Raw genomic sequence first — 20,570 nt, 5'->3', positions numbered from 1 at the left:
CTATTCTCCTTGGGGTGTAGTAATCGGGTTTAGGCGCCAAATCTCTTGGCTGTATTGGGCAATGGTTCGGTCGCTGGAAAACGGGCCGGATGCGGCGGTGTTAAGCACACTCATTTGCGTCCAACCTTGGTTATCCTGGTAAGCCTTGGCGACGCGCTCTTGCGCCTGGCAATAATCGGCAAAGTCGTAGCAAGTGAGCCAAGGGTCGGTGTCGCTATAGAGCGCCGCCAGAATCGAGTCGAAAATCCCCGGCTCACAGACATTGAAATGACCGCTTTTCAGCAGCGCCAAAACAGCACTTAAATTCTTATCACCGGCGATAGTGTCGCGTGCATTGTAATTTTTGCGAATGGCATCAACCTGCTCAACCTCGGCGCCGAACACAAAGAAATGCTCGCCGCCAAGGGCTTCGCGCATCTCCACATTGGCGCCGTCCAGGGTGCCTATGGTAATGGCGCCGTTCATCATAAATTTCATATTGCCGGTGCCGGATGCCTCTTTCCCTGCGGTAGAGATTTGCTCGGACAGATCCGCCGCCGGACAGATGGTTTCCATGGCGGTAACATTGTAGTTAGGCAAAAATGCCACCCTGAGCCAGGGCTTGGCTTTGGCATCATCATTGATGGTCGCCGCTACATTGCTGATCAACTTAATAAGCTGTTTGGCCATAAAATATCCCGGCGCCGCCTTACCGCCAATGAGTACGCAACGCGGCACCATATTGTCGGTATCGCCATCGCAGATGCGCCGATACAGATGAATAACATGAAGGATATTAAGCAGCTGGCGTTTATATTCATGAATACGCTTAACCTGAACGTCAAACAGCATATTGGCGTCAAATTCCACGCCGCACTGCGACTGCACCAGGGCGCACAGGCGCTGCTTATTGGCTTGCTTAACCTCTTGCCACTGGGCCAGCAACTGTGGCTCATCGTAATAACGGCGCAGTTTACTGATCTCGCTAAAGTCATCCTGCCAGTGTGCGCCAATCTTACTGGTGATCAGCGCCGCCAATTGCGGGTTACAGTGCATCAACCAACGTCTGGGGGTCACACCATTGGTCTTGTTATTGAATTTATGTGCCCATAACTCGTAGAAGTTTTTAAACAGGTTTTGCCTGAGTAACTCACTGTGCATCGCGGCAACGCCATTGACCGAGAAGCTGCCAACAATGGCCAGATACGCCATTCGCACCTGTGGCTCTGTGCCCTCCTCGATTAACGACATTTCCCTTTGCTTGTCGTTATTGCCGGGCCAACGTTTTGCCACTTCTATTAAGAAACGGGCATTGATTTCATAGATGATCTCAAGCAGGCGCGGCAATAGACGGGCAAACAGGGCTACCGACCATTTTTCCAAGGCTTCCGGCAGCAAGGTGTGGTTGGTGTAGGCCATGGTTTGTGTGGTGATGTCCCAGGCCTGCTGCCAATCGAGCTCGTGCTCATCAATGAGCAAACGCATCAGCTCGGCCACGGCTATGCTGGGATGGGTGTCATTAAGCTGGAATACGTGATAATCGGCAAACTCGGTGAAATCATCGCCGCGGCGCTCAACCCATTGTTTTATTTTGTCCTGCAAGGACGCACTGCAGAGGAAATATTGCTGACGCAGGCGCAATTCCTTGCCGTTTTCCGAGGCATCATTGGGGTACAGCACCATGGAGATTTGTTCGGCCAGGTTTTTCTTCGCCACCGCCTCGGCATAACCACCGGCATTAAATTCACTTAAATCGAATTCATCGGTGGCTTCACTTTTCCACAACCTGAGGGTGTTGACCACGTCATTGCCATTACCGGGCACAGGCACATCATAAGGCACGGCAAAAACATCATGGGTGTCTACCCACACGCGATGGCTGCGCCCCTTGGCATCCTTAAATACCTCAACATGGCCGAAGAACTTCACCCGCACCGTTTGGTCCGGTGCCGGCAGCTCCCAGGGGTGGCCCTCATGCAGCCAGTGATCTGGTTGCTCAACCTGATAGCCATTATCCAAACGCTGGTTGAACATGCCATATTCATAGCGAATGCCATAGCCGGTGACTGGCAGGGCCATGGCCGCACAACTATCGAGAAAACACGCCGCAAGGCGTCCCAGGCCACCATTTCCTAGGCCTGCGTCATGCTCAGCATCGGCCACATGTTCAAGCTCGGCGCAATAGTTTGCCAGTGCGGCCCTGACCTCATCGGCCAAATCGAGATTTAAAATGGCGTTATTGAGGCTGCGACCAATCAGAAATTCCAAGGATAAATAAGACACGCTGCGTTTATCGGCATTATCATTGCGGGTATGGCGCATGCGAGCCACCAATCTATCTCGTATGGTCAGCGCCAATGCCTGATAAAGATAATGCTGGGATTCGCCGACCTTGTCACGGCCCAGGGTGTAATGCAGATGCCGGGCTAGATCAACGGCCAGGGTTTGGCTGTCGAGCAAGGGGGCTTCTTGCCAATCATAGGGTTGGCATTGGGGTGCAGGTTTAGTCATGCTGAAGGTCTCACTATTTGCGGCCATGGAATATTGCTAAACACCCAGCTGGAGCCGGGGCTTAAGGTAAATTTGTCGCCTTGATGCATTGCTGGCATGGCGCTGCCGTAACCCTGGGTATCACAGTCACTGCTGAGCACACAGTGCCAACGCCCGCGCTCCTCCGTAAGCGCCTCTGAGCACAAGCCCAAGGGCGGCAAACACAACTCACACTCGCTGCCACCACGGTGCAACACTAAGGTCAGACACTGCTGGCGGTCATTGTCGATCAGGGTGTAGATCAGGGTATGCAAACTGGTATCGTGCCAATCCTGGGTTTGCATCTGGCGGCCATCGGGACGATACCAAAGCACAGTAAAGCGGGGATCATCCGGATGGATATGCCTGTCGAGCGTGAAAATGGCGAAGTAGCGGCGCACCGTCAGTAGTTCGCTGATAAAACTCGCCAAGGGATGATGGCTGTTGTAGTCGTGCCAGGCCAACCAGCTAATGGCGTTGTCCTGACAGTAAGCATTATTGTTGCCGCCCTGAGTATGGCCCAGCTCACTGCCGGCGCTGAGCATGGGCACGCCTTTAGAAAGTAAGAGGCTAAGCAGCAGGTTCTTTTGTGCCTTAAGGCGGCGTGCCTTGATTTGCGGGTCCTGGCTATGACCTTCAACACCATAATTACAGCTGTAGTTGGCACTGTGACCATCACGGTTGTGCTCGCCATTAGCCTGATTATGTTTGTGTTCATAACTGACCAAGTCGGCCAAGGTAAAACCGTCGTGACTGACGATAAAATTAATGCTGCTGCTCGGGGGACGATTGACGAAAATATCCGCCGAGCCATGCAGGCGTTTGGCCAGCAGCCCCAGCATATCCGCATCACCGCGCCAAAAACGGCGCACCACATCGCGGTACTGATCGTTCCATTCCCGCCAGGGCGGCGCAAAAGCACCGAGCTGATAGCCGCCCGGGCCTATATCCCAAGGCTCAGCAATCACCTTGGCACGGCGCAATACAGGGTCTTGAGCAAGACATTGAAAGAAACTGTGGGCGGCTTTAAACCCCCGTTTATCGCGACCAAGAATGGGCGCTAAATCAAAGCGAAAACCATCAACACCCAGCACCTGATACCAGTATCGCAGGCTATCGAGCACTAATTGCAAGGTTTGTGGGCGCTCCAGCGCCAGGGTGTTGCCGCAGCCGGTGTCATTAATGTATTGACCCTCAGCATCAAGACGGTAGTACACCTGATTATCAAAACCGCGCAAATGGCAGCAAGGTCCGAGTAAGGCGCCTTCACTACTGTGGTTGTAAACCACATCGACTATCACCTCCAGTCCATGGCGATGCAAGGTGGCAACCATTTCAGTAAACTCATGCGTGGGATTATCCAGGGCATACCCCTTATGGGGCGCAAAATAGCTTAAGGTGTTGTAACCCCAATAATTGCTCAGCTCCAAGGGCGCTAAAAATGGCTCGCTAATAAACTGCTGCACCGGCATCAGCTCAACAGAGGTGACGCCAAGCGCCTTTATATGCTCGATAAAGGCATCTTCGCTCAGAGCCGAAAAGGTGCCCCTTTTGGCGGCGCTGATACCCGGGTGACGCGCTGACCAACCCTTAACATGGCACTCATAAATAACGGTTTGCGACCAAGGGATCTGCGGGCGCTTCCCGGCATAGGGAGTTCCCTGAAAGACCTTGGATTTAGGCATAAGATGAGCGTTATCCAAAGGGCACAATACCCCCTGCTCGTCTATGGCACGATGGCGCACACTGGGCTGAAACTCGCCATAAAGCGCGTAGCTATAGGGGTCGATAAGGAGTTTATTGGCGTTATAGAGTTGCCCCTTGTGGGGCGCAAATGGACCATGAACCCGGTAACCGTAGAGCTGACCTTCATAAATCCCATCGATTTGCACGCACCAAAGTCCGGCTTCACCGCGATACAGCTCCACCCGAGCCACTTCGCTATGGCCGGAATTATCATACAGGCACAGGGACACGGACTCGGCATGCTCGGCAAAGACGCAGAAATTCACGCCTTCGGCGTTGACCGAGGCGCCCAAGATATCTGTGTTGCCGTTACGGGTTAGCCACTGCATCCGCATCGCACTCCCACAACAAATAAATGCTGGCCAGAGGCCCCAGACTTAATTGCAGCGAATAAGACTCCTGCAACCAGGGCACGGGCTCGGCCTCAATAAACGTATTTTCATCCTCAATAACGGCTACACCACTGCCGTCATAGGCTTGGTCGTCGCTGTTAAGTAACACCCTGTATTTGCCCGCTGCAGGCACGGGTAAGCGAAAATCATGGTGCACCTGAGGAGTAAAGTTATGCACGCAAATCACCTTTTGGCCGCCATCCTTAGCCGTGCGCACAAAGCTGAAAATACTGTGGGCACTGTTATCGCCATCAAGCCAGGTAAAGCCGCTGGGGTCGCGGTCGTTATCGTGCAAGGCCCGGTATTGGCGATACACCAGGTTTAAATCACGCACCCAGTCCTGGATACCTTGATGACTGGCGTGCACCAGTAAATCCCATTGCAAGGAATTGTCATGGTTCCACTCGTCATGCTGAGCAAACTCACCGCCCATAAAGAGAAGTTTTTTACCCGGGTGAGCCCACATAAAGCCGTAATAGGCGCGCAGGTTAGCGAATTTCTGCCACAGATCACCGGGCATCTTATGTAACAACGAGCCTTTGCCGTGTACCACCTCGTCGTGGCTCAGCGGCAAAATAAAGTTTTCGCTAAAGGCATAGACCAGCGAGAAGGTCATTTCATGGTGATGATATTGGCGATAGATGGGGTCAAGCTGCATATATTTGAGCGAGTCGTTCATCCAGCCCATATTCCATTTATAACCAAAACCCAGGCCTCCATGCTCTACGCTGTTAGTGACCCCGGGCCAGGCGGTGGACTCTTCCGCCACCATCATGATCCCCTGATTGCGGGCATAGCAAACGCTGTTGATCTGCTGCAAACAATCTATGGCGCCGAGGTTTTCGCGACCACCAAATTTATTCGCCAGCCATTGACCGTTTTGCCGGCTGTAATCTAGGTATAGCATGGAAGCGACGGCATCTACACGCAGGCCATCCACGGCAAATTGCTCCAGCCAGTAAGTGGCATTTGACACCAAGAAGCTGCGCACCTCCTGGCGGTCATAATTGTAAATATAGGTGTGCCAATCCGGATGGAAGCCTTGGCGGGTATCCGCATGCTCATACAAGTGGGTGCCGTCAAAACGGGCCAGACCATGGCTGTCACCGGGAAAGTGACCGGGCACCCAATCGAGCAGCAGGCCGATACCCGCAGCGCGGCACTGGGCACAAAAGTAAGCAAAGTCCTCGGCACTGCCAAAGCGCGCACTCGGTGCAAACAGGCCTATACCCTGATAGCCCCAGGAGCCGTCGAAGGGATATTCGCTGATCGGCATCAATTGAATATGGGTAAAGCCCATTTCTTCTACATAGGGCAGCAACTGCTCCGCCAGTTGACGATAGGTTAAATACTCATTGTTTTCACCGCGGCGCCAGGAGCCCAGGTGCACCTCATAGATGCTAATGGCCGCATCAATGGCATTGCGCTCGCTGCGCTGCTGATAATAATCTGGGCTGAGCGGCACAAGTGTTGGTATTTGCGCAACTACCGAAGCGGTGGCCGGCGGTTTTTCCATGGCCAGCGCATAAGGGTCGGCTTTTACCAGGTGCTCGCCCAGCGCGCTGTAAATGGAGAATTTATAACAGCTGCCCACTGGCACTGAGGGAATAAAAATGGCCCATACGCCGCTGTCATCAACACGACTTAGGGGGTGTTGACGCTTATCCCAATGGTTAAAATCGCCAATCACGCTGACCGCCTGAGCATTAGGTGCCCAGACACTAAAGCGTACGCCACTAATTCCGTCGATATCCATGGGGTGCGCGCCTAAATGACGCTGCGCCTGCTGCTCTTGGCCCTGGCGAAAGTAAAAAAGGTCGGCGGCACTCAATCCCAGCCCCAGGCTAAACACATCCGCTTCCTGGCGCTCTAAATGCGGGTAACGAACTTGCAGCTCATAAGGTTCGAATTGCGCCTGGCTGGGCGCCAAAAACAGATCCGAATCGCCATAACGCTGTGCCTGAATTGTGCCCGATGCACACACCACAGCCACGGATTCGGCGCCGGGTTTATAGGCAAGGATAAACCAGGCCCCCTCGATACACTGATGACCCAATAGCTGGCGTGGCTCGCCCACTTTAGCCTGCTCAAGGGCCGCGAGGGCTGCATCTAAATTAACCGGAAACTCTACTTTCTTTGCGCTACGTGCCATTTCTAGTTCTACCTAATTGCTGAAGAAGGGACGCCCGACGCGCCAAAATCGCACCGCCCTGGGTGCTTAGTTGTCGCCGCCAATTGGGATATTGAGTATGGGTGCCGGGAACATTAACCGCCACCTGCTGGTTATCCAGGTCGTCCAGTTGCAGGGTCAGCAAGCGGCTAGGCCCTTTGGCCAACACCCGACACAAGGCCGCATATACTTCCTCACTTGTGGATTCTTGACTGTGAACCTGGTTATGCTTAGCGAGCAGCGCTAACAACTGCTCACGCAGCAGCTGCCTTTGGCGATATAAATCTTGTACTTGCTCTACACTAACGAGCTGCAGTTTTTGCGCCTGTTCGATATCACCACCTTGCCACCAGGCGGCGAAGGGCGGCAAATCGTGATTGCTTATCATCAAGAGGGTCTGCTCGGGCAAATGCTCAGGCGCCCAAAAGCCATGCTGGTCGCGACAAAAATAGAAGACGGTATTGGTAAGCACTTGAGATTGGGCCAGCGCTGTTTGCACCTGCGGCGGTACCACACCCAGGTCTTCGCCAATCACAGCGCAGCGATATTGATGACTGAGGATTTTCACCGCTGCCAGCAACTCTTCAAATGGGTAATACACATAGCAGCCCTGTTGCTCGCCCTCTTTTCCTGCTTGCTCTGACAGGCACCACCATAAACGACGCAGCGCCATCACATGGTCGATACGCAGCGCCCCAACATCGCGCATATTGGCGCCAAGCAGGCTTTTAAAGTAGCCAAAGTGCTCCCTTGCCATGCGTTTGGGGTGAAGTGCCGGCATGCCCCAGTTTTGTCCTTGACGGGCAAAGGGATCCGGCGGCGCGCCTATCTCGGCGCCCTGAGTAAAGTGCGATTGATACTGGCGATATTCGCCGCTAGCGCGCGTAACACCCACGGCCAAGTCGTTAATAAGCCCTATGCGCATGCCGCTGGTGATGGCCAGTTGCTGGCAATGTTTGCGTTGCAACCAGGCCTGCCACTGCCAATATTCATCCTGTTCACTGCTGTAGGTTGGCAAGGTATCCAGAGCATCGCGCTGGGCGTATTGAAAATGCTTAAAGGCGCGACGACGCTCATCACAGGCGGATGCACAAAAATTCGTATAGAGACGCTGGAGCAAGGGCCATTTCAAGGCATACACCTGCTCGTAATCGAGCCAGGGGGCACTGGCAAGGCTTTGATATTGTTCATGCGCCTCGCTCAAGGCTTGGCGAAGCCCTTGATCGCAATCTTCACTGAGTTCGATACTGATATAAAGGGGGTGTAATAACAACCGACTCACAGGGCTATAAGGGCTGGCGGCCTTTGCGTCTTTGGTGTCGAGCAGGTGTAACGGGTTGAGCAGCAGATAATCTATCCCCTGCTCTGCGGCGGCAACAACTATGGCGGCTAAATCAGAAAAGTCGCCGATGCCGACACCGCGCTCGCTTGTCAGGGTGTACAGACCAAAGGACAAACCCAGCAGCTTTGGCGCCGCCACATTTGTGGACTTTGTAAAACAAGGAACCTGATAGCTGTGTGTAGGCACCCACCATAATTGGGTATCTGCAACTTGCTCGCCTATTGTCACCTGGGCATCATAAAACCCGGGTGCAAGCCAGTTTAACGGCAAGCTAAAGGCCAGTTGCACATAACTCTCATGGTCGAGGCAGTAGTCGCCGACAATCTCACCCTTGGCCAATGACCAATCCAGGTGTTTGTCGCTGTCACTTAACAGCAAATGCACACTCGCCTGGTTGTCTTGATACAAAGATTGAGGCACCCGCACCAAAAGGCGCGGCCGCTGCTCATGCACCAGGCTGGTGTTATCTACCAATTGCAGCCAAGGCGCGGCGTCCAGGCGAAAATTAAGCTGGGCCAGCGCCGCTAAATCCGCGCCGTCCACACCCATGGCCGTCAGGGCTTGGCTGCGCACCGCATCACTAAAGCGCAGCAACTCGCCTTCATAGCTATGGTATTCATAGCCAACACCCATGAGGTAACAGGCCTGCGCGAAGACATCCACGGCACTAACCTAAGTAAGTCGAAACAACGCTATTGTCAGTGCCAAAATCATTGGCAACATAGGCATCGGCCTGATGGTCGTTATCCCACTGCTCGTCGTTGATCAAATAGCGAAAGTGAAACTCGCTGTTTTTCGGTAAGCGCAGCTTGGTACGAAATAACTGATCCTTCTTCGAATATTGCATCGCCAGCGGTTGCCACTGATTAAACTCGGCGACTAAGGCCACAGCTTCGGCATCCGGATGCATATATTCAAAGGTGACTTCTGCTTCTTCTTTGGTTTTAAAAAAACGTTTTTTTAGCATAGCTGGGCTCCAAATAAGGTTGAATATTCGATCGCCACATCAATGTGCCATGGATACTGCTAAGCAAATCGGTGTGTTTTGCAAAGTTTGAATTAGGCTAGCAGCCTAATATGGACGCTTTATTACAGTGCAAGCCGAGCGCCAAAATAGTGCAATTTTGGTTGTTAACCCCGAATTTACTACGTCCTAGCAGATCCATCGCATAAACAATGCCAACTGTTAGCAAGCGCAGAACACCTTTGTTAGATAAATGTACACAAAATGTGTTTTAGCCCCGTAGATAGCATTTAAAAGCAAGGTGGGTAAAAAGCTAACTCTCTGTGCGTTAAGTGAAAATTCATTTATACTACAAATTCTCATCCTAAATCATGACCCTGTGCTAGGCTTAAAGGTGAATCAAAATGCGAGCACACCACATGGAAAGACCACTTTTGTCAAAACTTAATGCCTTGAAAGTGTTTGTATTATTTGCCGTATTAGGGACAACATTTGCAGTTCAGGCACAATCCACCATCTATCACTACTACAACCAACAAGGGATCGCGGTTTTCACCGATGCCAAGCCCAAGGTTAAAGGCTTTGAGGTTGTAGAATTAAAATGTGACCAGTGCGATCAGCAACTAGCAGCCTGGCACAGAACCCCACTGTATACAGATAAATATCATCAGCACCTAGTCGCCGCAGCGAAAGAGAACGGCATCGACCTGGCGCTGCTCAAGGCCATAGTACATGCCGAGTCTAACTTTAACCCCAAGGCCGAATCCAACAGGGGAGCCAAGGGCTTAATGCAGCTTATGCCCCTGCTGATAAAAGAGTTCAATATTAACGACCCTTTCGATCCGGCAGAAAATATTGCCGCTGGCAGCGCCTACTTTGCCCATTTGTTAAAACGTTTTAAGGGCAACGCCAAACTCGCGGCCGCAGCCTATAATGCTGGCCCCAGCAGAGTGGTGCACTATGGCGGCGTGCCGCCGTTTAAACAAACCCGCGCTTTTGTTCAGCGCATAGATATTTTGCGTAATCGCTACCGACAGTATTCTGAGGAGCAAGAGCTGCTGGCCTCGCAATTAATGGTGAAAAATGACACACTGGAGCAATCTGTTACTTCACCTTAAGTTCTCGTAAACCTATGCTAAAGATTATCCGTTGGTGCCGTAATTACCTGCGCTTATGTGTGTTTTTTATTGCCGCCTTGGTTGGCCTACAGGTGCCAGGATTTAAAGATGATTATGGACATGCGCTGCGCGCGGCAATGGTTGAAACCAACGCCGCCGTAGCGCCTTTTAAGGAAGATGCCGTACAATTTTTTGGCGGTTCCCTCTCCCAGTTGTTAGCGCATTATCAACAAAGCAACGACCCTGTGTATGCCAAAGGTGGCGATAATCTTGCCACACTGTTACAGCGTAGTAACACCTTGGAATTGGCCCTTGAAGAGTTTAGCCAACACCCCTACCTGCACCTGGTTCGCTCCCCGGTGCAAAGCATAGGAACTCAGGTCTGGCATAATTACACGCCGCAAATCCAGCTTAACCTTGAAGCCCTGGCCAGCGCGGTCATTTTTGCCCTAATAGTCAGTTGGACGATTGAGGCCTTGTTTGTGTTAATGGTGCTGGCACTTATGCGTATCGGCCGTATGCTCCGCCCTGCGCGGAGCCAATCCTAGGGTCTGTTGACCTTTGTTGTTTGTTTCTGCAGCAGTTTGTAGTGTATTTATACAAGGCGGCACATGTGTGGTGTAGTTATTCTACATAAACATGTAACAACACAGTAGAAATGCGCTACAAGCGCTGCCCTGCGGGTTCATCTAAACGCATCCTGCTCTGTGTTACTCGCTATGAACATAGGCGAGCAAGACCGAAGCAATGCTTCGCAGCTTAGCGAGGTGAGCGCATGGATGCGCGATGTAACCAAGCTTCACGGATGAATTAAACCACATAAATCAGTGATGACATTCATCAGAATGCGTTTAGATTGAACATAAAGTAAACCGCAAAGATAAACAGACCCTAGATAAAAAGGGCTTAGAGAGCGCCTAGAAAAGGAGTTCATGCCTTAAGCTAGTTTAAATGATCCACCAGCCAGGCATTTTCGGTGCGCCCAAACTCAGTTTCTTGTTGCAATTGCCGCAGCGCTAAACTCAATTCACCTTGCACCTGCTCACCAATTCGCTGCGCTTGCTTTTTCAAGATGCGGCAATTACCTATCTGAGGCAGTGCCGCCAATTTTTGGTCGAGACGCTCGGCGGCGGCGATGATCATCAAGCCCTGCTTACGTTGATATTCGGCCAGATGCGGATACCAGCGCGACCAAAGTTGCTTTACCGCTTCACTGTAGCTATCGAGCCTGGGTAAGGTGTATTCAATTTCCACCGTCGTTGTTAACTTCTCCACTTGGCACTGACGAGTCCGGCCATTAAATAAAAACTCCCAGCCAATCTGATGCTGGATATGACCATGCTCTACCTTACCATCACGCTTAACCGGGGACGCGGCATCCAAAGTATTCAGTAACTCACCAAGCACATCGGCGTAAACGGGATAATTTTGTGTACTCTGCCTGACATCAAGTTTGCCGTAGGCTGGCAGAGATAAAAACATAACTACAAGAATAAGACGCACACTACTTCCTAGGTCACGGCCACTGCATACGACCGCAACACCATTCTTTATGCTAAAAAATTAGGGAAGCTTATATCATTGTTACATAACAGAATAATGACAGTATTCAGTTAGTTGCTCTCTTTGGGCGGATATTCCTCATAACCCGGTAACAAGGCAATGTATTGCTGCCACCCTTGTTGGCGCGAAGTAAAAATATGGGCATTGGGCTGGGGCAGCTCACCATTGTCGACACTGCCGGCGGGCACCATCACCACTCCCCGCTCCTCCACAAGCAAAGGCAATGATGAACCACATACGCTGCAAAAACACTTTTCATGGCGGCTGTCGTCAACACGATAACGAGTCAATAAATGTTCGCCACGTAACCAATCAAGCTGGGCCGCATCCATAAAAACGATGGCACCATGAGCCGAGCCTGTGCTTTTTTGGCAGCGGTGACAATGGCAAAGATAAAAACCGCACACCTCACCGCTGACGCTGTAGCTGGCGCCACCACATAGGCAGCTTCCGTGTAATTCCATAAATATCTCCTGGTTAATTATTATTCACGTCCTAGCAAAGTGTAGCCCATGGTTTGCGGGTGTGAGAGGCTATGTAATAATGACGAAAAAGATAAGTAACATGTAGGGTTAGATGATTGCATCTAGAGTTACATGCAGAGCCCGTCGATAGCTCCTAGAGATAATAAACCTAAGTTTTTAGTGCCTAGGTTTTAGGTTCAATTTGCTGCTGGCGCTGAAATCATAATTAGCTTAATTCACAGTAACCTTAATTCTTGCTGCCTTTTGTTCAAAGATAAGGCTCTGATACAGGGCAAGGAATCTAGCCTGATCGAGTAAAGCCAATTGCTGAGCTATTTCTTCTCGAGCGGCAAAGCCACCGATAACTTCCTCATTCAGCACAGCTTGATGTTTATGCACATTAGCAAAGGGGGTTAACAGCGCGGTACGCACCGAGGCTCTCATCTTGTTGAAATCACCTTCATCCATGTTCTTTAGGCTCTCATGATAACCTGCCAAGAACACGGAAACTTCGCTGCAAAGCTGTTTAGAATCATAATTTGGTGACTGTACCTGGAAGGATAAAAACGGTCCTCCCCACCCTTTTATTAGTTCAGCAGAAACAAAGTAACCAAGCTGCTTTTTACTGCGCAGTTCGTTATAAAAATCTTTACGTATTATGGCGCTCAATAGGTACGCAAAGGCAGGATTATCCCGTAAATCAACGGTAAGGGCACAAACGCCATCATCATAACTGCTATTTAAACTATGACTTGTTTTTAGTTCGAGTTTTGGTGAAAGAGCTTTAAACTCCTTGGGCTCTAACGAGCTGGTATTGAAGTACCGAGCCAGGTGTTTCTGGTTAAAGTCACCAATTAGCACCGCTCTAAGTTTATAGTTTGCTGGCTGCAAATGATGCCACTGGGTGTAGTCGTCAAAAGTAACACGGCGCAAATAATCCAGCGAGCCGTTGGTAAGGGAAAACCGCGCTTTCACTACATCCTGTATGCGCCTTCTGACTCTGGACTCCAGGCTCCCTTGCAAAATACCGTCAACTGCAGCCAAGCTTGCTTCCCTGGCGCGGTTAAATTCAGGCTGTGACACTTCATTACTGTAGACTTGGTGCAAAATGGTGTTAATGATCTTTTCAAAATGCACTGAATTACCTGATACATCTATTTTGTAGCCTTGAGATGTTGCGCTGATCCTCACTTTATAGCCCGCGCTTTGGGCATGATAGAGAAAGTCGCTTAATTCAAACATGAGCGCTTTGGTCTTGATAACCCTGTTCAGGTAGGACGCCTCATCAGCTTCCAAATCTTCGCGAAATGCAAAAATACTCAAAGAAGAAATGACCTCAGCCTGATGTGAACCACTCTCAACCCATATATCTAAATCATGCCCCTGAAAGTAGCGTTTTTCAGATAACGTCGACTCGGGTCGAGCTGGGGTTTGACTGTACTCGGGATTAAGAAAGGGATTGGCCTGTGGCAGCGAATAAGCTGTTTTATTCTCAAGGTCGTTCTTTATAAGCTTTATATTTTTGAGCTTATATTGGAGTTTATAGATAGGCGATATCTTGTCTGTATTCGCCTCGGGAGATGTTTTAACAATCAAAGCATTCTCCGTGGATAAGAACCCCTTAAATTTATTGATGTCATCCGAGGTAACATACTGCGGTTTGTAGAGTTTTGACTCATCTATCCACGCATTTACGGGAAGATAGAACATCCTTTCGTTAATCAAAGACGCTCTGTCGCCCGGTTCAATATCCAATTCTTGGCGAGCACTCAGTTGTGCTTGATATTTCAATTCCAGAAAATACCGCAAAAGCTCTTCAGAGTGTTGTAGGTAAGCAATATAGGTAAATAGCTCGTTGACGATTAAATCAGTATTCTGTAAGCCTTTGTCAGTCAACTTTAAATACACATCAAGCAGACCGTAGTCAGCGTCACCCAATAAATTCACGTTAAGCGAAGTGATCAAGCCCTGATCATACAGGTGCTGATACAAAGAGCCTTGGGTTTCTGTTCCTAGATAGTTGAGGACTAACTGGTTAACTTTGTTTTTTTCATAAAAATACTTAGACGGGATTGGAAATAAAACATCTAAAGATTTCGATGTTCCTCTGGATTTCACATTAACTAAATTCAGTTTTGGGCGCTCCCAGACCAAGCCCTTATCTGATCTATTGTTTGCAAGCCCTTTTCTAATTATCGAAAGCTCCTCTAGCGCTACCCTCTCAAGCTCCGCTATTTGCTGGTTGGAATAAAGCACCACCTTTATATTGGTACCAACATAGTACGTTTGATGAAAGTTAACTAACTCTTGTTGTAGGTTGTCTGGGAATTTATCAAATATGCTTTTATTACCAACATCAAACTTAGCGGCAGTATGACCTTCTTTCATTCTTCCCTTGATGACTTCAAGGGTGCCACGCCACTCATCCATCGATTTCCCCGAAAACTCGTCATCCACAGCCTTTATTACCGTTGTCATGATGCTGTCATTGATAATCGGGTTTTCAATTGCATCGGCGAGTCTATTTACCGCCGACTCAAACTCGCTGTTATTAACTTGAAAGTGGTATCGGGTGTGATCCGTTCTTGTTGAACCGTTTGACCAACCATTGTGCTTTTTAAAGTAATGATTGAATGAACCTAGTTGAGGATATTCTTTGCTCCCTAAGAGTACGGCGTGCTCTAGCAAATGCGCAAGCCCAGCTAGATGTTCGGGATCATCACCCGAACCCGCTTGAACTATCAAAGATGCAGCCGAGACAGGCGCCACAGGATCTGAGATTAAATAGACTTCAACACCGTTAGCCAAAGTGAGTTGTTTATAACTTTCTTCGGCAAAAGCCGGCCCTGAAAGATATAGTGCGATAAGGAGGAAAACGACAAACAAACCTTTATTCGCTTTAACATTGTGTATCCCTGTCATCCTTGAAACTTCCTAAATCTCTTATTGTCACTTCGCTTGCTAAAGGCTTACCTGGCGCTATCCAGCTAACCGAGGGTAAGGCTCTAAGTTAACTAGAATTATTATATTGGGAATGGGTGCCTTACTTACTAGCCTAGCTGGTAATAATTGACATTTAACGTATTAAAATATTTGACTCTGTAATTGGTGTCACTATTACGCCATAGAAAGTTCCATTTTCCTCAAGAATTCTCAGTACACCGCCATGCGTATTGTTATTACATGAATCTGAAGATGAAAGTTCAGATAATGCGGTCTTTACTGACGACTTGTCTCTGGACTCGAACATAACACCGCAGATCATATCTGAGCATTGCATATCATTAATAAATATACCGTCAGCTTCGGTAGCGTAATTTACAATTTCTTGATTAAGATTTTCCATAACATCCACCGAACGAGCTTGGGTCATTGTGTTAGGCAAGCTAGATATAAACCAAGATAACTGCTCTCTATCCATTGAGTCGATGGGAGCCGAGTCCATGTAGAGTTTTCCATCCGCTTCAGTAATCAATTCATCAAAACTATCAAGACTAGGCTTAACTTGGTCTTTGGTTTGAATGTCGTTATCTTCTGGCTTTAGCTGGTGTTGTTCCTCGCTATTTACTTTTTGAAGCGTCGATAAACTGCCATCCTGAGTATCTTCGATTAAAAGCTCTGAGCTCCTGGCATTATCTTTATGAGTCGATTGCATATTTGAACTTAAATCCTGTTCAACAATATTCAAAGCAACCGGCGGCTGTTCATTGAACTCAAAAGCGATTAAAAACACTAATGCAACTAATAAAAGTGAAGCTAGAATAACGGCTGGTGTTTTACGGTTCATTAATACTTCCTTATATGAAATGAGAAAACATGATAATACAGCGTAACTTATCATGTATCTTTTTAAGAGCGGCTTATTCTATCTTGTCCGCTTCTTCAATAAGCATTCCTACTTTACGCCCAATGCGTCTGTGACATTTCCATCACCGTCCACACCACATGCATTCCGACACTTAAATGTTCCATTGCTTGTTGGTAGCAATAATGCCGACAGTTAATAAGATACTTTTATAATTTTCATCATTATCTACTTGATAATCAGCGTTTAACATTTCAACATATCAATTTATTGTCAATAGACATCATTGATAAAGTTAATACTTTGACGGTTTTTTATTGCGTTTAACTGTAATCCCACCAATCCAGAGTTGCTTCACTAATTTGTATGCGGCAGGCATATTATGAGTCGCTGATAATATCACTGCTTGCTAATCCCACCGCCAAGCACAACTCCACACTTTGTGACTATGACTTGCTATGTAATAATGACGGAAATCATAAGTAACATGCAGTTACGCGGTTACAGACAAGTTAGGCGAAAGGATCGACAATGGCGCATAACGACAACGACCAGCCCACAATCTACTGGCACGACTATGAGACTTGGGGGGCGAACCCGCAAAAAGACAGGCCGAGCCAGTTTGCCGGTATTCGTACCGATCTCGATCTGAATATTATCGGCGAGCCGCTGATTGAATACTGTCGTCCGGCGCCGGATTATTTGCCTCACCCAGAGGCCTGTTTAGTTACCGGCATTACCCCGCAACATGCGCTGCGCCACGGTCTAAGTGAGGCGGAATTTATCGCCAAGATCCACGAAGAATTCAGCCAGCCCAACACCTGTGTGGCCGGTTATAACAGTATTCGTTTCGATGATGAGGTCACTCGCTACACACTGTATCGTAACTTCTACGACCCCTATGCAAGAGAGTGGCAAAACGGCAATAGTCGCTGGGACATTATTGATTTGGTGCGCGCCTGCTATGCGCTGCGCCCTGAGGGTATTAACTGGCCGCGTAAGGAAGACGGCAGCGTCAGCTTTCGCCTAGAAGAACTCACCAAGGCCAACGGCATAGAGCACGCCGATGCCCACGATGCCTTAAGTGATGTTAAGGCCACCATTGCCCTGGCCAAGCTGGTTAAAGAGCGCCAGCCCAAGCTATACAACTTCTTTTTCGGCCTGCGCCATAAAAAAGCGCTGTTGCAGATGGTGGACGTATTCAATATGACGCCCCTGGTGCATACCTCGTCGCGTATTCCGGCAACGCAGGGCTGCACCACCTGGATTGCGCCCATGAGCTTTCATCCGAGCAACAAAAACGCCGTGGTCTGCTTTAACCTGACGCAAGATCCGCAGCCCTTGCTCGATTTATCCGTCGAACAGCTGCGCGAGTACCTTTATACCCGCCGTGACGAGCTGCCCGAAGGTCAGGCGCCCATCGGCTTAAAGCTGGTGCATGTAAACAAGTGCCCTATTCTCGCGCCGGCAAAAACCCTGTTGCCGGAAAAAGCCGAACGTCTGGGCATAGACAGAGAGCAATGCCTGGAGCATTTGAAGTTTTTAAAGGCGCATCCGGAGTTGCGTGACAAGGTGGCCGAAGTATTTAATGAAAGCCGTGAATTTGCCGCCACCACCAATGTGGATTATCAACTATACAGTGGCTTTATCAGCAATGGCGATAAGGCCAAGTTCGATGTGATCCGCAGCACCTCACCGCTGGAGCTGGGGAACATGGAGCTGGACTTTGAAGACCCGAAATTCGCCACCATGCTGTTTCGTTATCGCGCTCGTAACTGGCCGGAAAGCCTGACCCCAGCGGAGCTGGATTCATGGCGTAAATACTGCCAGAACAAACTAATGCACGGAGAAGACAGCCCGTCTATCAATGCTCAGGACTTTATGCTCAGCCTTGAAAATCTGGTGCATGAGAACGAGGGCAATGAGCGCAATATGGCGGTGCTCAAGGCCCTGTATCATTATGCCCAAAGCCTGTAAAAACGGCCTGGGCGTAAGAGCAAACCCAGCTTAGTCGCTAGGGTTTAGCTTTTCCAAGCGCGCCAACAGGCTGGAGGTGTCGTAACGATTACCGCCGATGGCCTGTACATCGCCATAATATTGGTCAACCAAGGCCGTCAGCGCCAGGGTCGCGCCATTATTACGCGCCTCATCCAAGGCGATGCCCAAGTCTTTGCGCATCCAGTCAACGGCAAAGCCAAACTCGTATTCACCCTGCAACATGGTCTTGTAGCGGTTTTCCATCTGCCAAGAGCCTGCCGCGCCTTTAGAAATGGTCTCCACTACTTTTTCACCGTCTAAGCCGGCTTTTTTGGCAAAGTGTAAACCTTCGGCCAGACCCTGAACTACACCGGCGATACAGATCTGATTGACCATTTTACATAGCTGGCCACTGCCGATGGGACCGAGCAATTCGCTAAAACGGCTAAACGGTGCCATCACCGGCTGCACCGCGGCAAACGCTTCAGGCTCGCCGCCACACATCACGGTCAATACACCGTTTTCGGCGCCCGCTTGACCACCGGAAACCGGTGCATCGATAAAGGCCACCTGCTTTTCTTGGGCCGCTTCACCTAGTTCACGGGCCAATAGCGCCGAAGTGGTAGTATGATCGATTAAATAGCTGCCCGGCGCCATGGTCGCAAGGGCACCATCATCACCGTAAATCACGCTACGCACATCATCGTCATTGCCCACACACACGAATACAAATTCGGCGTCGCTGGCTGCCTGTGCGGGTGTTGCCGCACTGCGTCCACCGTATTGCTCAACCCATTTTTGCGCTTTTTCGGCGCTGCGGTTATACACGCAAACATCGTATCCCGCTTGTTGTAAGTGACCCGCCATGGGATAGCCCATAACCCCTAGACCGATAAAGGTACATTTTTTTGACATATTTCTGACCTATTTGCCTGCTAGCCTCGAAAAAACGCACACAGTATATCAAAGGCAAAGGCTAAAAACGTCTGGTTTTAGCAAGGGAGCACTCAATGGATAGTATTTACCATTTCAACGCCACACTTATCGACGGCCAACCCTATTCATTCAAACAATTACAAGGACGTGTGGTGCTGATCGTCAACACCGCCAGCAGCTGTAACTTCACCCACCAGTACGGCGCACTGGAGCGCGTGTATCAAGACTATAAACATCAGGGGCTGGTTATTCTTGGCTTCCCCTGCAATCAATTTGGGCGTCATGAAATTGCCGATAACGTCACCATAAAACAATTTTGTGAAAACACCTTTAATGTGAGCTTTCCTCTGTTTAGCAAAGTGATGGTCAATGGTCCGGACGCCCACCCTCTGTTTAACTACCTTAAAGAGCATACCCGTGGTATAGCCCAAAATCGGGCAATAAAATGGAATTTCACTAAATTTCTCATAAACTCTCAAGGACAGCTGGTAAATCGTTACGCACCACGCACCAAGCCCGATACACTTAGATCGGTAATAGAGAGTCAACTCGATGAAATTAGCCCTATTCAGCTCGCAAAGGTATGAACAAACAGCATTTAATGAACTCTGCCCAACAGATGTCGATATCCAATATTTCGATGTCAGCCTTAATGCCCATACCTGCTCCCTCAGCAAAGGCTTTGATGCCGTTTGTGTATTCGTCAACGACACCCTAAGCGCTGAGGTCATAGCCAGGCTGGCCGATTATGGTGTCGGCCTAATTTTACTGCGCTGTGCCGGTTTTAATAATGTCGATTTGGCGGCGGCGAAAAAGCACAAGATTGCCGTAGCCCGGGTGCCCGCCTACAGCCCGGAGGCCGTGGCCGAGCATTCCATCGCGCTGATCTTAACCCTGTCGCGTAAAATTCATAAGGCCTATAACCGGGTGCGGGAGGAGAACTTTGACCTCAACGGCCTGCTTGGCTTTAACCTGCACAATAAAACCGTGGGTCTTATCGGCTGCGGTAAAATCGGCCAGGCCATGGTGAGGATTTTAAACGGCTTTGGCGCCAAGGTATTGGTATGCGACCCCGCCAGCCCTAAAGGTGCCTTTACCCTAGTGCAGCAAAGCGAACTGCTGGCCAACAGCGATATTATCAGCCTGCACTGCCCGCTCAACGAGCAAACCCATCATATAATCGATAAGTCCGCCCTGGCAGCAATGAAGCCCGGCGTCATGCTGATCAACACAGGACGCGGCGCCTTGCTCGATAGCAAGGCCTGTATCGGCGCCCTAAAAAGCGGAAAACTCGGTTATTTGGGTTTAGATGTGTATGAGCAGGAATCTGAATTGTTTTTTAAAGACAGATCGGAAGAAATTCTTCAAGACGATGTGTTTGCCCGCCTGCTCACCTTTAAGAATGTGTTGATCACTGGCCATCAGGGCTTTTTTACCCAGGAAGCACTGACACAGATAGTAGAAACCACTTACTTTAACCTCAGCCAATTCGCCAAGGGCGAGGCCCTGACCAATCAGGTACTCGATATGTAGGCCTTAAGCTTTTCAGCAGGCACAAAAAAAGGGATATGACAGCATATCCCTT

Annotated in this window: 15 protein-coding genes; 5 read left to right on the top strand and 10 right to left on the bottom strand. The window is 49.5% G+C overall.

The features are described 5' to 3' along the window. Genes C2M24_RS05500 through C2M24_RS05480 form a run of 5 tightly spaced genes read right to left on the bottom strand, consistent with a single transcriptional unit; the run spans position 1 to position 9,125 of the window. Positions 1–2,490 carry a glycogen/starch/alpha-glucan phosphorylase gene (locus C2M24_RS05500; protein ID WP_105213618.1) on the bottom strand — a complete coding sequence of 830 codons (2,490 nt, stop codon included), beginning with the start codon at positions 2,488–2,490 and terminating at the stop codon, positions 1–3. Further along, a complete protein-coding gene (gene glgX / locus C2M24_RS05495) occupies positions 2,487–4,583 on the bottom strand; it encodes a glycogen debranching protein GlgX (RefSeq protein ID WP_233999502.1) in 2,097 nt (698 codons plus the stop codon). The genes C2M24_RS05500 and glgX overlap by 4 nt, the downstream gene beginning before the upstream one ends. Then, on the bottom strand, positions 4,564–6,798 hold the full coding sequence (gene glgB / locus C2M24_RS05490; protein ID WP_105213585.1) for a 1,4-alpha-glucan branching protein GlgB: 2,235 nt from the start codon (positions 6,796–6,798) through the stop codon (positions 4,564–4,566). The genes glgX and glgB overlap by 20 nt, the downstream gene beginning before the upstream one ends. After that, positions 6,788–8,821 (bottom strand): 4-alpha-glucanotransferase, encoded by a 2,034-nt coding sequence (malQ, locus tag C2M24_RS05485; protein WP_105213584.1) that lies wholly within the window; start codon positions 8,819–8,821, stop codon positions 6,788–6,790. The genes glgB and malQ overlap by 11 nt, the downstream gene beginning before the upstream one ends. Positions 8,822–8,825: 4 nt before the next feature. Next, entirely contained in the window at positions 8,826–9,125 is a 300-nt protein-coding gene (locus tag C2M24_RS05480; protein WP_105199862.1) for an isoamylase early set domain-containing protein, read from the bottom strand. A gap of 416 nt (positions 9,126–9,541) precedes the next feature. On the opposite strand from C2M24_RS05480, the gene C2M24_RS05475 reads away from it, so the two are divergent. Further along, entirely contained in the window at positions 9,542–10,240 is a 699-nt protein-coding gene (locus C2M24_RS05475; protein WP_158681463.1) for a lytic transglycosylase domain-containing protein, read from the top strand. Positions 10,241–10,254: 14 nt separating this feature from the next. After that, entirely contained in the window at positions 10,255–10,788 is a 534-nt protein-coding gene (locus tag C2M24_RS05470) for a DUF2937 family protein (RefSeq protein ID WP_105213582.1), read from the top strand. Positions 10,789–11,182: 394 nt separating this feature from the next. Here C2M24_RS05470 and C2M24_RS05465 read toward each other — a convergent pair whose 3' ends face one another. The 4 genes from C2M24_RS05465 to C2M24_RS05450 all read right to left on the bottom strand — a co-directional run bounded on the left by C2M24_RS05465 (position 11,183) and on the right by C2M24_RS05450 (position 16,054). After that, positions 11,183–11,743, bottom strand: coding sequence for a DUF922 domain-containing protein (locus tag C2M24_RS05465; protein WP_158677926.1), 561 nt, complete (start codon positions 11,741–11,743; stop codon positions 11,183–11,185). A gap of 110 nt (positions 11,744–11,853) precedes the next feature. Then, complete coding sequence (locus tag C2M24_RS05460; RefSeq protein ID WP_105199858.1) at positions 11,854–12,267, bottom strand: GFA family protein; 414 nt, start codon at positions 12,265–12,267, stop codon at positions 11,854–11,856. 231 nt (positions 12,268–12,498) lie between these two features. Continuing rightward, positions 12,499–15,189, bottom strand: a complete 2,691-nt coding sequence (locus C2M24_RS05455; RefSeq protein WP_105213581.1) for an insulinase family protein — start codon at positions 15,187–15,189, stop codon at positions 12,499–12,501. A 154-nt stretch (positions 15,190–15,343) separates the two neighbouring features. Continuing rightward, the gene (locus tag C2M24_RS05450; protein ID WP_105213580.1) at positions 15,344–16,054 is read right to left on the bottom strand and encodes a hypothetical protein; all 711 of its coding nucleotides are present in this window, start codon (positions 16,052–16,054) and stop codon (positions 15,344–15,346) included. A 549-nt stretch (positions 16,055–16,603) separates the two neighbouring features. On the opposite strand from C2M24_RS05450, the gene sbcB reads away from it, so the two are divergent. Next, on the top strand, positions 16,604–18,049 hold the full coding sequence (gene sbcB / locus C2M24_RS05445; protein WP_105213579.1) for an exodeoxyribonuclease I: 1,446 nt from the start codon (positions 16,604–16,606) through the stop codon (positions 18,047–18,049). 30 nt (positions 18,050–18,079) lie between these two features. Here sbcB and C2M24_RS05440 read toward each other — a convergent pair whose 3' ends face one another. Then, positions 18,080–18,964, bottom strand: coding sequence for an NAD(P)-dependent oxidoreductase (locus tag C2M24_RS05440; protein WP_105199855.1), 885 nt, complete (start codon positions 18,962–18,964; stop codon positions 18,080–18,082). 95 nt (positions 18,965–19,059) lie between these two features. Between C2M24_RS05440 and C2M24_RS05435 the strand changes: the two genes are divergently transcribed. Continuing rightward, entirely contained in the window at positions 19,060–19,572 is a 513-nt protein-coding gene (locus C2M24_RS05435; protein WP_105213578.1) for a glutathione peroxidase, read from the top strand. After that, complete coding sequence (locus tag C2M24_RS05430; protein ID WP_105213577.1) at positions 19,538–20,518, top strand: 2-hydroxyacid dehydrogenase; 981 nt, start codon at positions 19,538–19,540, stop codon at positions 20,516–20,518. The genes C2M24_RS05435 and C2M24_RS05430 overlap by 35 nt, the downstream gene beginning before the upstream one ends. The last annotated feature ends 52 nt before the right edge of the window (positions 20,519–20,570 follow it).

The sequence above is a fragment of the Pseudoalteromonas sp. T1lg22 genome, assembly GCF_002964645.1.
In the GTDB taxonomy this organism is placed as follows: Bacteria; Pseudomonadota; Gammaproteobacteria; order Enterobacterales; family Alteromonadaceae; genus Pseudoalteromonas.
The sequence above is the reverse complement of the archived record's forward strand: the minus strand, read 5'-3'. Positions and strand labels throughout refer to the sequence as shown.

Bases quoted from the DNA above. Each gene is read 5' to 3' on its own strand.
- C2M24_RS05500 (WP_105213618.1), bottom strand. From the start codon at position 2,490: ATGACTAAACCTGCACCCCAATGCCAACCCTATGATTGGCAAGAAGCC.
- glgX (WP_233999502.1), bottom strand. From the start codon at position 4,583: ATGCAGTGGCTAACCCGTAACGGCAACACAGATATCTTGGGCGCCTCG.
- glgB (WP_105213585.1), bottom strand. From the start codon at position 6,798: ATGGCACGTAGCGCAAAGAAAGTAGAGTTTCCGGTTAATTTAGATGCA.
- C2M24_RS05480 (WP_105199862.1), bottom strand. From the start codon at position 9,125: ATGCTAAAAAAACGTTTTTTTAAAACCAAAGAAGAAGCAGAAGTCACC.
- C2M24_RS05475 (WP_158681463.1), top strand. From the start codon at position 9,542: ATGGAAAGACCACTTTTGTCAAAACTTAATGCCTTGAAAGTGTTTGTA.
- C2M24_RS05470 (WP_105213582.1), top strand. From the start codon at position 10,255: ATGCTAAAGATTATCCGTTGGTGCCGTAATTACCTGCGCTTATGTGTG.
- C2M24_RS05460 (WP_105199858.1), bottom strand. From the start codon at position 12,267: ATGGAATTACACGGAAGCTGCCTATGTGGTGGCGCCAGCTACAGCGTC.
- C2M24_RS05455 (WP_105213581.1), bottom strand. From the start codon at position 15,189: ATGACAGGGATACACAATGTTAAAGCGAATAAAGGTTTGTTTGTCGTT.
- C2M24_RS05450 (WP_105213580.1), bottom strand. From the start codon at position 16,054: ATGAACCGTAAAACACCAGCCGTTATTCTAGCTTCACTTTTATTAGTT.
- sbcB (WP_105213579.1), top strand. From the start codon at position 16,604: ATGGCGCATAACGACAACGACCAGCCCACAATCTACTGGCACGACTAT.
- C2M24_RS05440 (WP_105199855.1), bottom strand. From the start codon at position 18,964: ATGTCAAAAAAATGTACCTTTATCGGTCTAGGGGTTATGGGCTATCCC.
- C2M24_RS05435 (WP_105213578.1), top strand. From the start codon at position 19,060: ATGGATAGTATTTACCATTTCAACGCCACACTTATCGACGGCCAACCC.
- C2M24_RS05430 (WP_105213577.1), top strand. From the start codon at position 19,538: ATGAAATTAGCCCTATTCAGCTCGCAAAGGTATGAACAAACAGCATTT.